The following is a 14,538-nucleotide window of genomic DNA, read 5'->3' as shown; positions in this document are numbered from 1 at the left end:
CCCGGACAGGAAAGCCTGTCCGGGCCCAACAGCCGTACGACCGCCGCTACTTCTCGCTCTGCTTACGCCAGCGGATGCCGGCCTCGATGAAGCCGTCGATCTCGCCGTTGAAGACCGCTTCCGGGTTGCCGATCTCGAACTCCGTACGCAGGTCCTTGACCATCTGGTACGGATGGATGACGTAGGAACGCATCTGGTTGCCCCAGGAGTTGCCGCCGTCACCCTTGAGGGCGTTCATCTTCGCCTGCTCCTCCTGGCGGCGGCGCTCGAGGAGCTTCGCCTGGAGGACGTTCATCGCCGACGCCTTGTTCTGGATCTGCGAGCGCTCGTTCTGACAGGAGACGACGATCCCGGTCGGCAGGTGGGTCAGGCGCACCGCGGAGTCCGTGGTGTTGACGCCCTGGCCGCCGGGGCCCGAGGAGCGGTACACGTCGACGCGGAGCTCGGACTCGTCGATCTCGACGTGGTCCGTCTGCTCGACCACGGGCAGCACCTCGACGCCCGCGAAGGACGTCTGGCGGCGGCCCTGGTTGTCGAACGGCGAGATCCGGACGAGCCGGTGGGTGCCCTGCTCCACGGAGAGCGTGCCGTAGGCGTACGGGACCTCCACCGAGAAGGTGGTCGACTTGATGCCGGCCTCTTCGGCGTACGCCGTCTCGTAGACCTCGGTCTTGTAGTTGTGCCGCTCGGCCCAGCGGAGGTACATGCGCTGGAGCTTCTCGGCGAAGTCGGCGGCGTCGACGCCACCGGCCTCGGCCCGGATGGTGACCAGGGCCTCGCGCGCGTCGTACTCGCCGGAGAGGAGGGTGCGGACCTCCATCTCGTCCAGCGCCTTGCGCACGGACTCCAGCTCGGCCTCCGCCTCGCCGAGGGCATCGGCGTCACCCTCGTCCTCGGCGAGCTCGAACATGATGCCGAGATCGTCGATCCGGCCACGAAGCGCCTCGGTCTTGCGGACCTCGGCCTGGAGGTGCGAAAGCTTGCTGGTGATCTTCTGCGCCGCCTCCGGGTCGTCCCAGAGGGACGGCGCCGCCGCCTGCTCCTCGAGCGCGGCGATATCAGCCCTCAGCGCATCGAGGTCCAGGACGGCCTCGATCGACCCCATGGTCGAGGAGAGGGACTTCAGCTCTTCGGAAATATCGACGACTGCCACAGGACCAGCGTAACGGCTGGACGAGTGAACCAGCCCCTCCCCCGGGTTCCGGCCCTTCCGGGGCCACCTCTCACGGCGCTGCGGGCGCCGAGTTCCGGGAGTCCTCGGGCGAACCCCCCGCGTCGTCACCGCTCATGGCGAACCAGCCGCCCACCCCTATCGCCGCACACAGGGCGACAGCCGCGACACCCAGGGTGATCCTCCGCTTCCGGACGGCGGCCGACTTGTTCCGGGCCGAGCCGGGGCGCGGACGGCCGGGGGCGCGCGGCGCGCGGGCCGTGCCGAGGGGGCCGCCGGAGAGCTCGTCGGGGGCGGGGACGCGCATGCTCGTGTGGGTGTCCCGGTTGGAGTCCGGGGAGGAGCCGGGCACCAGCGGGACCGCGCCGCGGCGGCGGGGCTCCTCGGGGGCCGGCGTGTACTGCTGTTCGTCGTATGCCTGCGGCTCGGTCTCGTTGTCCGGCTCGTCGACGTCGAGCGGGGGTATCCCGGACAACAGCGGGAGCAGCTCCCGCAGCCGGGTCGCGAGCTCGGAGGCGCGCAGCCGGGAGGCCGGGGCCTTGGCCAGGCACTGGACGAGGAGCTGCCAGAGCTCCTCCGGGATGCCCGGGAGCGGGACGACCGTCTCGGTCACATGGCGGCGCAGGACGGCCCCTGGGTGGCCACCGCCGAAGGGGGTGAAGCCGGCGAGGAGCTCGTAGAGCACGGTGGCGAGGGCGTAGATGTCCACGGCGGCGCGCGGCGGGAGGCCCTCGACGATCTCGGGGGCCAGGTAGTCCGGCGTACCGATGATCTTGGTGGCCTTGGTGCGGCGCGGGGTGTCGATCAGCTTGGCGACACCGAAGTCGGTGAGCAGCGCGGGGTGCGAACCGCCGGGGCCGAGAGGGCCCTCCATGTCGAGCAGGATGTTCTCCGGCTTGACGTCGCGGTGGACCACTCCCGCGCGGTGCGCGGCGGCGAGACCGTCGGCGACGTCCGCGATGATCGCCGCGGCGGCCTCGGGCGCGAGGCGGCGTTCCCGGTCCAGGCGGGTGCGCAGATCGGTGCCCCGCACCAGATCCATCACCAGCGCCAGGTCGGTGCCGTCCACCACGAGGTCGCGGACGGCGACGACGTGCGGATGCCCGAGCCCGAGCAGGGCGGTGCGCTCCTGCACGAAGCGGCCCACGAGCTCCTGGTCGGACGCGAGGTCCTCACGGAGCAGCTTGATGGCGACCGGGCCCTCGGGCCCCTCGCCGAGCCACACCGTGCCGGCGCTGCCGCGCCCCAGGATCTGGTGGGCGGTGTACCGGCTGCCGATATTCCGTGCCAAGACTGCTCCCTCAGCGGCTGGCGTTGACCCCCGGTCGACAAAGTTACGCGGCGAACGGGGTGTCGCGTGCCCTGGATGGCGCCAACCTTCACTTCTGCGGGCGAATTGGGCCCGCAGAAGTCGACAAAGACACAGAGTAGGGGCTGTTACTGGCCGGTCGAGCCGCCGGAGCCGCTGCCGCCGAGGTCCTCGAACCAGCCGGTGACCTCGCTGATGCCGTCCCCTATGGCGTCCCAGAAGCTCTTGCCCTGGGCGACCCAGTCCTGCAGCGGCGTCAGCTCCCAGATGAGCCAGGCGGCGACGACCAGCAGCACCGCCGAGAACAGGCACCCCTTGAGGCAGCCGAGGCCGGGGATGCGCATCGGGTTGGCGCTGCGCTGCCGGGGCTGGCGCGGGGCCGGCGCCTGGGGCGGGGGCTGCTGCGGGGGCGCGTACTGCTGCCGCTGCGGCTGCGGGGGCCGCTGCTGCTGGGGTTGCGGCTGGTAGCGCTGGGGCTGCTGCTGCGGGTACTGCTGGGCGCGCTGCGGCTGCCTGTCCTGCGGCGGCTGCTGACGCTGGGGCTGCCTGTCCTGCGGCGCCTGCTGACGCTGGGGGCGGCGGCGCAGCGGGTCCTGGCTCGGGTCGAGGTACTGGACCTGCGTCTGCTCGTTGCGGTCCCGGGCGGCCCGGAGCTGGGACTGCCACGGGTGCGGCTCGTCGGGCCCCGGCGGGCCGTCGGGGCGCGGCGGCACGGGAGGCATCATCGCGGTCGGGTCCGCCTGGCCGCCCCCGCCCGGGGTCTGCTGCATCACGCTGGTCGCGGCCGACGGGTCGTACGAGCCCGCGTTGCTCGGCAGCACCTGGGTCGGGTCGGCCGCGCCCGGGGTCTCCGGGACGGCGGCGGGCGCCGGGTCGGGCGCGAGCAGGGCGCCCACACCCTCGGCGGCCGCGATCTGCGCCGAGTTCGCGTGCACGCCGATACCGGCGCCGACCGTACGCAGCGCACGGCCGAGGTTCACGGCGCTGGGCCGCTGGTCCGGGTCCTTGCGCAGGCAGCGCTCGATGACCGTCCACAGCGGCTCCGGGACGGTGCTGGGACGCCGCGGCTCCTCGCTGAGGTGCCGGTGCAGGACCTCGAGCGCGGTGCCGCCCGCGAACGGGGGACGGCCGGTGACCAGCTCGTACAGCAGGATCCCCGCCCCGTAGACGTCCACGGCCGAGGTCTGCGGACGCCCCTCGGCCGACTCGGGCGCCACATAGGCGGGCGTACCGACGAACTCATGGGTCCGGGTCAGGCCCGGGGAGTCCGCCAGGCGCGCGATACCGAAGTCGGTGAGCATCGGCGTCATGCCGCCGTCGCGCTCGTCGAGGAGCACGTTGGCCGGCTTCAGGTCGCGGTGCACGACGCCGTCGGCGTGGCTCGCGGCCAGCGCGTCCGCGATCTGGGCGGTGAGCAGCGAGGCGGCGACCGGGGTCAGCGGGCCGTTCTCGCGGAGGTAGCGGTGCAGGTCGGGACCGTCGATCAGGTCCATCACGAGGGCGAGGAGATCGCCCTCGACGACGAGGTCCCGGGTGCGCACGATGTTCGGGTGGGTGAGCCGCAACAGCACGGAGCGCTCGCGCAGGAACCGCATCACGACATCCGCGTCGTTGGCGAGCTCCTCCTTGAGCACCTTGATCGCAACGGTCTCGCCGGGCTGCCCGGCGACGGCCGCCTCGGCGCCCGCGGTCTCCCGCTGGCGGGCTCGCCAGACGGTGCCCGTGGCGCCGCGTCCGAGCGGCTCCTCGAGCAGGTACTTGCTGCCGACTGGCCGCACGTCACGCGCTCCCTGCTGATCGTTGTGCTTGCGGTCCCCCGGGGCCCGCCGGATGTTCCGGCCCACTCTAGTGCCGCCGTACGGGGCACCGGTCGGTCGTCCTCCGGTCGTGTTGCCGCTGTGTTCACGGGAAGACGCCCACACGGAAGAGTTGGTTGCCGAACGAGTGTGCAGCACGACCCCGGCAGGACCAAGCAGGCACTTTTGCACCCACACTCGGCCATTCAAGATCACTTAGCGGCCACCCCCGGGCGTGTTGTCAGTGGCAGGTGCGAGGATGCCTCCAGCACAGAACTGTGGGGTCGGGAGCCTCACGTTCCGTGACGACCTGTACCGGACGACGCGTCCGTGCCGGGTGGGGGGAATCACAGGGCATTTCCCCTGCCGGGCACCCCGCGCAGAAGGGACCGCTGACGGCGATGCAGATCCGGCTGACCGTCCTCGCGCCGCGCAGCGGCCAGACCCCGGCGCGCGCCTGCGACGTGCTCGTGACCGCCCCGGCGGGGACGGCTCTCGCGGCCGTCGCCTCCGCCCTGGCCACAGCGGTGTCCGGGCCGGAGAACTCCCTGGGCGGCGGCGCCACCGTGCTGTACGCCGGGCGCGAGCGGCTCGACCCGCAGCGCTGCGCCCTCGGCGAGCCGCCCCTGGTGGACGGCACGGTGCTCTCGCTCCAGGTGCCCGGCGAGGACGAGGCGGCCGACGACGCCGTCCCGGCCCGGCTGCACGTGATCGCGGGACCGGATGCCGGCGGGGTCCACCTGCTGCACGGCGGGCAGATCCGCATCGGCCGCTCCGCCGACGCGGACGTCCCGCTCGACGACCCCGACGTGTCACGGCTGCACTGTGCGGTGACGGTCTCGGACGACGGCCGCGTCTCCGTCGCCGACCTGGGCTCCACCAACGGCACCTCGCTGGACGGCACGGACGTCCACGACCGTCCGGTCCGGCTCGTCCCGGGCGCCCTGCTGCGGCTCGGTGAGTCGACGCTCCGGCTCACCCCCGGCGACCGCACGCCCACACTGACGACGACGCCGGACGGCGAGGGCCATCTGCGGGTGGCCCGCCCGGACGCGGGCGGCGCCCCGGGACCGGCCGGGGAGCCCGGCGCGGGCCCGGCCGGCGGACACGGCCACGCGTACGGCTCCGCCCCCACCGGGCACCAGGCGTACGACGACGGCCCGTCCGGCCACGACGCCCACCCGGGCGAGCCCCTCGGGCAGGTCACCCACGGCCGCGGCTCCGCGCTCGCCCCCGGGGAGGCCCCCAGGCGCGGCATAGGCGCCTGGGCCCGGCGGCTCACGAGCGGCAAGGGCGAGCAGGGACACGGCACGCCGTCCGGTGGCTCGCCGGCGGCCGGCCCGGAGCCCGCGTCCGCCCCGCACGCCCCCTCCGTACCCCCGCACTCCCCCTCCGCCCCCGCCGGGACCTGGCCGGACCCCGCGACCGTGCTCCTCACGGCGCTCGGCCCCGGCCCCCGGCTGTGGGAGCGCGACACCGCGCACCCCGAGTGCCTGGTCGTACGGCTCGGGACGACGGAGCGGGCCGATCTGCCCGCCGTGCCGGTCACCGTCGGACTGCGGGAGGCCGGCTCCCTCGGGCTCGCGGGGCCCCGGGCCCGGCTCTCCGGCCTCGCCCGCTCGACGGTGGCGCAGCTCGCCGCGCTGCACTCCCCCTTCGACCTGGAGATCGTGCTGATCAGCACGGACCGGACCCGGAGCCTGGAGGAGCGGCGGCGCGAGTGGTCCTGGCTCGGCTGGCTGCCCCATCTGCGCCCGATGCACGGCCAGGACTGCCGACTCCTCCTCGCCTACGACCGTGAGCAGGCGGGCGCCCGCGCGGCGGAGCTGGTGCGCCGCATGGAGGAGGGGCCGCTGGGACCCGGCTGGGCGAGCGCCGACCGGAGCTCCGTGGCCGAGGCGGCCCGGCTCCACACCGGGCCGTACACCGTGGTGATCGTGGACGGCGATCCCGGCTCCGCGGCCCTGCGCGAGACCACTGCCGGCCTGGCCGGTGCCGGAGCCGCCGCCGGAATCCATCTCATCTGCCTGGCGGAGACCCCGGCCGCCTCCCCGACCTCCCCGGTCGCCGCGACCTACGACACCGCGTGCCGGGCCTCGATCGCCTTCCGCGAGTGCGGTGCGGTGGCCATGCTCAGCGGCGACGTCGCGACCGCGCTCCGGCTCCTGCGCACGGCGGGCGGCCAGGCCGCCGGCCACGGCACGGTCGCCGCGGTGGACGCCGTGTCGGCGGCCTGGGCCGAGCGGTTCGGCCGCGCCCTGGCCCCGCTGCGCGACGAGGGCGCGGCCGCCCTGCCGGGCCGGCCCGTAGCGGCGGCCCTGCCGCCCTCCGCGCGCCTGCTGGACGAGCTGGGCCTCGCCAGGGCCACCCCGGCCTCCCTGATGGCCCGCTGGGCCTCCACGGCCGAGGACCAGCCGGGCGCGACGGTGCGTACCCCGGCGCCGGACTCCGCGGACCTGGACACGACGGGCTCGGGCCGCACCCTGAGCACCGGGCCCCGGGTGGGCGCGCAGCGCGAGTCCCCGGACGCCGGGCACACCCCCTACCGGAGCAGCGGGCCGACCAGTTCGGGCTCGGGCCGTTCCTCCTACAGCCCCGCGGCCGGGAGCGGCTCCTCCCCCCGGATCGGCGCGCAGCGACGCGACAGCGGCTCCGCGGCCACGTCCTCGGGTTACGCGGGCCGGCCCGTGATCGTCCTCGGTGCCGGTCCCCGGGGCCCGCTCTCCGTCGACCTGGCCGACGAGGGACCGCATCTGCTGATCGAGGGCCCCGCGGGCAGCGGGCGTACGGAGCTGCTGCGCGCCGCCGCCGCCTCCCTGGCCTCCGCCGCCCGTCCCGACCGGCTCGGCATCCTCCTCATCGACGGGGCGGGCGGCGAGCACGGGGAGCGGGGCGAGGGACTGCGCCCCTGCACGGAGCTCCCGCACGTCTTCACGCACCTGGTGGCCTCCGACCCCGTACGGATGCGGGAGTTCGCCCAGGCGCTGGGCGGCGAGCTGAAGCGTCGGGCGGAGCTGCTCGGCACGCTGGACTTCACCGAATGGCATGCGCGGTACGAGGAGTCGCAGGGGCTCACCGGCCGTCGCGCCGCCGGCTCCGCCGAACAGCGCGGTGACCTGGAATCGCCCGCCACCGGCACTCTGCGGCTGCGGCCCGCCTCTGCCCGCCCGGTGGACCCCGGGCCCTCCCCCCTTCCCCGGCTGGTCGTCCTGGCCGACGACTTCGACGCCCTGGTGGCCCCGGCGCTGGGGAGCCCCGGCCGCCCGTCCGCCGGATCCGTCGTCCGGGTGCTGGAGGCCGTGGCCAGGGACGGCGGCCGGCTCGGCGTCCATCTGGTCGCCACCTCCGCCCGTCCGGACCGCACCGAGGACACGGAGCTGGCGCGAGGCGCCCGGCTGCGCATCGTGCTCGACCCGCCCGTCGTCCCCCCGTCCCCGGACGAGGCCTCGCCGGGCCGGGGGCGGCTGGGGCACCCCGACGGCCGGGTGACTCCGTTCCAGGGCGGCCGGGTCACCGGCCGCATCCCGCGCACGGCGACTCTCCGCCCCACGGTCGTACCGCTGGAGTGGGAGCGGATGGGGGACCCGCCGACCCGCCGGCCGGTCCGCGAGCTGGGCAACGGCCCGACCGACCTGGCCCTGCTGGCCAGCGCCCTGGAGAGGGCGGCCCGTTCGGTGCACGCGGTGCCCCTCCCTCCGCTGATCCCCTAGGGCCTTTCGCTTGGATCAGGCCGGATCAGGGAGCGGGGTCTGGTGCCGTGCATCGCAAGGCGGAGGATTGAGGCAACGCGGAGCGATTGGGGTCTCCCCTGCTCGAACGAAGTTGAGAGCTTGGGGAAGACTGACGACAACGCCGCGAGGTGCGGTGCCAGACCCCGCGAGCCCGGCATGATCCAAACGAGAGGCCCTAAGCCCGGTCCGCGTTCACTTACGACGTCACGAGCCCATCACGATCACGGAGTTGGCCCAGGCGGCGGTATTGCGGCCTCGGGGTGCCGGGCATAGGACTGTGCGCACGGACGACGTGAACCGCACGATGTGAGACGTGAACGGCACCGCACACTGCCACCGTTGGTGCCGGTCGGCGCTCATGCGCGCGCAGGAGAGACGGGGCAGGGATGCGCACAACCCTTCGAATGCGTAGGGCCGCAATGGTGTTCACCGCGATCGGGGCGCTGGCCCTCGCCGGATGCAGCGGCGACAGCGACGGCAAGGACAAGGCGGACAAGGGCACGGAGAAGAGCGGGGACAGCGCGTCGAGCGTCGATCTGCCGAAGCTGGACGGCGAGAAGATATCGGTCGCCGCGGTCTGGACCGGACCCGAGCAGGCCAACTTCACCAAGGTCCTGGACGAGTTCGAGAAGCGGACGGGTGCCACGGTCACCTTCGTCCCGGCACAGGACCCGATCGTCAACTTCCTCGGTACGAAGATCGCGGGCGGCCAGCCCCCGGACGTCGCGATGATCCCGCAGGTGGGCGCGATCCAGCAGGCCGTGGCCAAGAAGTGGGCCAAGCCGGTCGGCAACGAGGCGCGGGCCCAGCTGGGCCAGAACTACTCGAAGGTCTGGCAGGACCTGGGCGCGGTCGACGGCACCCAGTACGGCGTCTACTTCAAGGCCGCCAACAAGTCCCTGGTCTGGTACAACACCAAGGCGTTCGAGAACGCGGGCGCGAGCGAGCCGAAGACCTGGAAGGACTTCCTGACCACGGCCGAGACGGTCTCCGCCTCCGGTGTCACCCCGGTCTCGGTCGGCGGCGCGGACGGCTGGACGCTCACCGACTGGTTCGAGAACGTCTACCTCTCGCAGGCCGGCCCGGAGAAGTACGACCAGCTGGCCAAGCACGAGATCAAGTGGACGGACCCGTCCGTCAAGGACGCCCTGACCACGCTCGCCGAGCTCTTCGGCAAGCCGAGCCTGATCTCCGGCGGCGCGGACGGCGCGCTGCAGACCGAGTTCCCGGCATCCGTCACGCAGACGTTCACCGGCGGCGACCAGCCCAAGGGCGCCATGGTCTTCGAGGGCGACTTCGTCTCCATCAACATCGCGCAGACCAAGGCGAAGATCGGCACGGACGCCAAGGTCTTCCCGTTCCCGGCGGTCGGCGCGGACTCCCCCGTGGTGACGGGCGGGGACGCGGCCGTGGCGCTGAAGGACAGCAAGGGCGCCCAGGCGCTGCTGACCTGGCTGGCCTCCAAGGACTCGGCGAAGATCTGGGCCGAGGCGGGCGGATTCATCTCGCCCAACAAGTCGCTGGACACTGCCGCGTACCCGAACGACGTCCAGCGCACGATGGCCGAGGCGCTGATCGACGCCGGTGACGACGTCCGGTTCGACATGTCCGACCAGGCCCCGCAGTCGTTCGGCGGGACGCCCGGCAAGGGGGAGTGGAAGACGCTCCAGGACTTCCTGAAGAACCCGAAGGACATCGCGGGGACCCAGGCCAAACTGGAGTCCGACGCGGCCAAGGCGTTCACGAGCTGACGGGATGACCACAGCGACAGCGGGGAGCGCGGACAGCGCGCCCCCCGCCGACAAGCGTCCTGACACGGGAACGGCCAAGGGCAAGCGCCCGCGCGGAAGCGTGACCGGCACCCGGAGGGCCATCGCGGCGGCGTTCCTGCTGCCGGCCCTGGTGCTGCTCGGCTCACTCGTCGTCTATCCGATCGTGTACTCCGTCTACCGCTCGTTCCTCGACCAGTCCGGCACCGGCTTCGCGGGCCTCGACAACTACAAGGCGCTGTTCACGGACGACACCATCCGGACCGCGGTCAAGAACAACGCGATCTGGGTCGTGTTCGCGCCGACGGTCGCCACCGTGCTGGGGCTGATCTTCGCGGTGCTCACCGAGCGGATCCGGTGGGGCACGGCGTTCAAGCTGATCGTCTTCATGCCGATGGCGATCTCCATGCTCGCCGCCGGCATCATCTTCCGCCTGGTGTACGAGCAGGCGCCGGAGCGCGGCGTCGCCAACGCCGTGGCGGTGGGGGTCCACGACACGTTCGCGCAGTCCTCGGGCTTCCCGAAGGCGCATCCGCTGCCCGTCCATCCGCTGAAGGCCGGGGGCGGGGGTTCCTTCGTCACGAAGGAACCGGCGCGGGCCGGTGAACCGGTGAGCCTGCCGCTGGTCGGTGTGGTGCCGGCGAAGATGCCGGGCGACGCGAAGCCCGCGAAGGCGCCCACCGCGTCGGGTGAGGGCATCACCGGCACGGCGTGGCTCGACTTCACCAAGGGCGGCGGCGGCAAACCCAACGTCGTCGATCCGAAGGAGCTCGGCCTCAAGGGCATCACCGTCGAGGCGGTGAAGGACGGCAAGGTCGTCGCCTCGGCGACGGCCGGCGCGGACGGGGTGTTCACCCTGCCCGCCTCGGCCGACGGGTCCCTGCTCCGACTGCCGGCGGACAACTTCCGGGAGCCGTACAACGGGGTCGACTGGCTCGGACCGTCCCTCGTGACGCCGGGCATCATCGGCAGCTACGTCTGGATGTGGGCCGGATTCGCGATGGTGCTGATCGCCGCCGGCCTGGCGGGACTGCCACGCGAACTCCTCGAAGCGGCGCGGGTGGACGGTGCGAACGAGTGGCAGGTGTTCCGCCGGATCACGGTGCCCATGCTGGCGCCCGTGCTCGCGGTGGTCCTGGTCACACTGATGATCAACGTCCTGAAGATCTTCGACCTGGTCTTCATCATCGCGCCGGGCTCCTCCCAGGACGACGCGAACGTCCTGGCGCTCCAGCTGTACCGCTCCTCGTTCGGCACGGACGCGGACCTCGGGGTCGGCAGCGCCATCGCCGTGCTCCTGCTGCTGCTGGTGATCCCGGTGATGCTGTTCAACATCCGCCGCATGCGGAAGGAGGGGCGCCGGTGACGGCTCAGGCCTGCACAACACCAGCCTCCTGCCGGGGGTCCGGGGGCCGCCCCCCGGGGAGACACAGCAACATCCGCCGCATGCGGAAGGAGGGACGCCGGTGACGACGACCGGGACCACAGAGGCCAAGCAGTCCCTCGGGGCGAGGATCGCCGCCCGGGCGGGCGGCGGTGCCATGCGGGTCTTCCTCATCCTGGTGGGCCTGTTCTGGCTGATGCCGACCATCGGGCTGCTGCTCTCCTCGCTGCGCGGGGCCGAGGACATCGCGGCGAGCGGCTGGTGGAAGGTCTTCACCGCGCCCACCGAGCTCACCTTCGACAACTACCAGCGCCTGCTGGACAACTCGACCTTCACCGACTCCCTCTTCAGCACGGTCATGATCACCGTCCCGTCCACCTTCCTGGTGGTCGTCATCGGATCGCTCGCCGGATACGCCTTCGCCTGGATGGAGTTCCCCGGCCGCGACTGGTGGTTCCTGGTGGTCGTGGGGCTGCTGGTGGTCCCCGTGCAGGTCGCCCTGATCCCGGTCTCCGAGCTCTTCGGCACCATCGGGATCTTCGAGACGACCTTCGGCGTGATCATGTTCCACACGGCGTTCGGCCTGCCGTTCGCCATCTTCCTGCTGCGGAACTTCTTCGCCGAGATCCCACGCGAACTCCTGGAGGCCGCGCGACTGGACGGCGCGGGCGAGATCCGCCTGTTCACCCGGGTCGTGATGCCGCTCGGCGGCCCCGCGATCGCCTCGCTCGGGATCTTCCAGTTCCTCTGGGTGTGGAACGACATGCTGGTCGCACTGATCTTCGCGGACTCGGAGTCCCCGCCGATCACCGTGGCCCTGCAGCAGCAGGTCCGGCAGTTCGGCAACAACATCGACGTGCTGGCGCCCGGCGCCTTCGTGTCCATGGTGATCCCGCTGGCGGTGTTCTTCGCCTTCCAACGGCAGTTCGTCTCCGGCGTGATGGCGGGCGCCGTCAAGTAGCGCGCGGCCGCGAAACGGCACGTCAGCACATACGTTCGTCAACACCAGGGCGGCCCGTTCACTCGTGATCGGGCCGCCCTACCTCGTACTTCCCCCGAATGCCATATTCCACGTAACCAAGTCACCCCATCGGCCGTTTGCGGGCCACCTGCCCTCCCGCGAGCGACCCCTGGATGTGTTGTGCCCCGGTTCAGTGTCATCGTGCCCGCGTACCGGGTCCAGGCGTATCTGCACGCGTGTCTCGACTCCGTGCTGAACCAGTCCTTCAAGGACTACGAGATCATCGTGGTCGACGACTGTTCGCCGGACGCCTGCGGCCCGATCGCCGATGAGTACGCCGTACGCGACCCCCGGGTCAGCGCCGTCCACCTGCCGGGCAACTCCGGACTCGGACCGGCCCGCAACGCCGGGGTGGCCCGGGCGACCGGGGACTACCTGCTCTTCCTCGACGGCGACGACACCTTCTCCCCCGAGGCGCTCCAGGCCATCGCCGACCGTCTGGAAGCCACCGGCGGCCCCGACGTCCTGGTCTACGACTACGCCCGTACGTACTGGTCGGGCGAGAGCGTACGCAACACCTTCGCCCACCACCTCGCCGAGACCGGCCCCGCCTCCTTCCGGCTCACGGAGCGGCCCGAGCTGCTCAAGGTCCTGATGGTCGTCTGGAACAAGGCGTACCGCCGCGAGTTCGTCGAGGCCGAGGGCTTCACCTTCCCGCCCGGCTACTACGAGGACACCCCCTGGACCTACCCGGTGCTGATGGCCGCCGGGTCGATCGCCGTGCTGGACAGCGTCTGCGTGCAGTACCGCCAGCGGCGCCGGGGCAACATCCTCTCCACCACCACCCGCCGGCACTTCGACGTCTTCGACCAGTACGACCGGGTCTTCGCCTTCATCGACGACCGCCCCGAACTCGCCGTCTGGCGCCCGGTGATATTCCGCCGGATGCTCGACCACTTCTCGACCCTCTTCACCTCCCGGGGCCGGCTGCCGCGCGGCAGCCGGGCCCAGTTCTTCCGCCGCGCCCGCGCCCACTGCCGCCGCTACCGCGTCCCCGGCGCCCCCGTGCCCCGCCGCACCCGGCTGCGGCACGCGCTGTTCCGGCTGGGCGCCCACCGCACGTACCGCGCCCTGTGGGCCGCACAGCGGCTGCACGGCAGGCTCGGGCGCGCGGCCTCGGCGACCCGCCGGGCGGTGCGCGCGGCGGCGCTCCAGCTGCACTACCGCGTCCAGCTGCGGCTGCCCGTCCGGAGCGGGGACGCCGTGTTCGCCGCCTACTGGCACCGCGGCTACACCTGCAGTCCCGCCGCGCTGGAGGCCACGGCCAGGGCCCTCGTGCCCGGGCTGCGCACGTCCTGGATCTGCCGCCCGCAGGACGCCCACTCGGTGCCGGAGGCGACCCGCGTGCTGCACCCGGGGACGGCCGCCTACTGGACGGCGCTGGCACGCTCCAAGTACCTCGTGAACAACGTCAACTTCGACCGCAGGCTCGTGAAGAGACGCGGCCAGGTGCTGCTGCAGACCCATCACGGGACCCCGCTGAAGACCATGGGGACCGACCTCGTGCACCGCCCGGCGGCGGCCGGCTCCATGGACTTCGACCAGTTGCTGCGCAACGTCGACAAGTGGGACTACTCGCTCTCGGCCAACCAGCACTCCACCCTCGTCTGGGAGCGCACCTACCCGTCGGGCTACACCACGCTGGAGTACGGCAGCCCGCGCAACGACGTCTTCCGCCGCACGAGCCCCGAGGAAGCCGCGCGGTTGCGCGAGCGCCTGGGTGTCCCGGAGGGCAGCACCGCCCTGCTGTACGCGCCGACCCACCGGGACTACCTGCGCGCACAGCGGCACTCCCTGGACCTGGAACAGCTGGTCCGCGTCCTGGGGCCGCACTTCGTGATCCTGGCCCGCTCCCACTACCTGGACGCGACGGCCCGGGCCACCGCCGGGCACATCCGGAACCCGCGGATCATCGACGTCAGCGCCCATCCGTCCGTCGAGGAGCTCTGTCTCGCCTCCGACGGGCTGATCACGGACTACTCGTCGCTGATGTTCGACTACGTCAACCTGGACCGGCCGGTCGTCCTGCACCTGGAGGACGCCCAGGCGTACGAGGCGGCCCGTGGCACGTACTTCGATCCGGCGGCCTTCCCGCCCGGCGCGGTCGCCCGTGACCAGGAGGAGCTGCACGAGATCTTCGCCACGGACCACTGGCGCGGGCCCCGCTCCGCGCAGCGCCGGGCGGCGTTCCGGGCCAGGTTCTGCCCGTACGACGACGGGCACGCGGCGGAGCGGGTGGTGCGCCGGGTCTTCCTGGACGACACCTCTGGCCTGCCGCAGCCCGCCCTTCTGCCGAGCTGCGGGCCGGCGGGGGTCCCCCGGCAGGTGACCGTCAGGGAGTACAGCAACGGGTGAGG

General features: G+C 72.6%; 8 protein-coding genes. 5 read left to right on the top strand and 3 right to left on the bottom strand.

The features are described from left to right. Positions 1-46: 46 nt before the first annotated feature. The 3 genes from prfB to ACIQM3_RS12005 form a co-directional block, all read right to left on the bottom strand. On the bottom strand, positions 47-1,153 hold the full coding sequence (prfB, locus tag ACIQM3_RS12015; RefSeq protein ID WP_401622540.1) for a peptide chain release factor 2: 1,107 nt from the start codon (positions 1,151-1,153) through the stop codon (positions 47-49). Positions 1,154-1,223: 70 nt separating this feature from the next. Beyond that, positions 1,224-2,462, bottom strand: coding sequence for a protein kinase (locus tag ACIQM3_RS12010; protein ID WP_401622537.1), 1,239 nt, complete (start codon positions 2,460-2,462; stop codon positions 1,224-1,226). Between the two features lie 146 nt (positions 2,463-2,608). Further along, the gene (locus ACIQM3_RS12005) at positions 2,609-4,258 is read right to left on the bottom strand and encodes a serine/threonine-protein kinase (protein ID WP_401622534.1); all 1,650 of its coding nucleotides are present in this window, start codon (positions 4,256-4,258) and stop codon (positions 2,609-2,611) included. A 419-nt stretch (positions 4,259-4,677) separates the two neighbouring features. Between ACIQM3_RS12005 and ACIQM3_RS12000 the strand changes: the two genes are divergently transcribed. The 5 genes from ACIQM3_RS12000 to ACIQM3_RS11980 all read left to right on the top strand — a co-directional run bounded on the left by ACIQM3_RS12000 (position 4,678) and on the right by ACIQM3_RS11980 (position 14,536). Beyond that, positions 4,678-7,986 carry an FHA domain-containing protein gene (locus ACIQM3_RS12000; protein WP_401622531.1) on the top strand — a complete coding sequence of 1,103 codons (3,309 nt, stop codon included), beginning with the start codon at positions 4,678-4,680 and terminating at the stop codon, positions 7,984-7,986. Positions 7,987-8,393: 407 nt separating this feature from the next. Beyond that, entirely contained in the window at positions 8,394-9,758 is a 1,365-nt protein-coding gene (locus tag ACIQM3_RS11995) for an ABC transporter substrate-binding protein (protein ID WP_401622528.1), read from the top strand. A 4-nt stretch (positions 9,759-9,762) separates the two neighbouring features. Further along, positions 9,763-11,142, top strand: coding sequence for a carbohydrate ABC transporter permease (locus tag ACIQM3_RS11990; protein WP_401622525.1), 1,380 nt, complete (start codon positions 9,763-9,765; stop codon positions 11,140-11,142). Between the two features lie 100 nt (positions 11,143-11,242). Continuing rightward, entirely contained in the window at positions 11,243-12,121 is an 879-nt protein-coding gene (locus ACIQM3_RS11985) for a carbohydrate ABC transporter permease (protein WP_401622522.1), read from the top strand. A 180-nt stretch (positions 12,122-12,301) separates the two neighbouring features. Then, entirely contained in the window at positions 12,302-14,536 is a 2,235-nt protein-coding gene (locus tag ACIQM3_RS11980) for a CDP-glycerol glycerophosphotransferase family protein (RefSeq protein WP_401622519.1), read from the top strand. Positions 14,537-14,538 lie beyond the last annotated feature (2 nt).

Source organism: Streptomyces sp. NPDC091271 (genome assembly GCF_044757505.1).
Lineage (GTDB): Bacteria > Actinomycetota > Actinomycetes > Streptomycetales > Streptomycetaceae > Streptomyces.
The sequence above is the reverse complement of the archived record's forward strand: the minus strand, read 5'-3'. Positions and strand labels throughout refer to the sequence as shown.

Coding starts and splice junctions, on each gene's coding strand:
- ACIQM3_RS11995 (WP_401622528.1), top strand. CDS start 8,394: ATGCGCACAACCCTTCGAATGCGTAGGGCCGCAATGGTGTTCACCGCG.
- ACIQM3_RS12000 (WP_401622531.1), top strand. CDS start 4,678: ATGCAGATCCGGCTGACCGTCCTCGCGCCGCGCAGCGGCCAGACCCCG.
- ACIQM3_RS11990 (WP_401622525.1), top strand. CDS start 9,763: ATGACCACAGCGACAGCGGGGAGCGCGGACAGCGCGCCCCCCGCCGAC.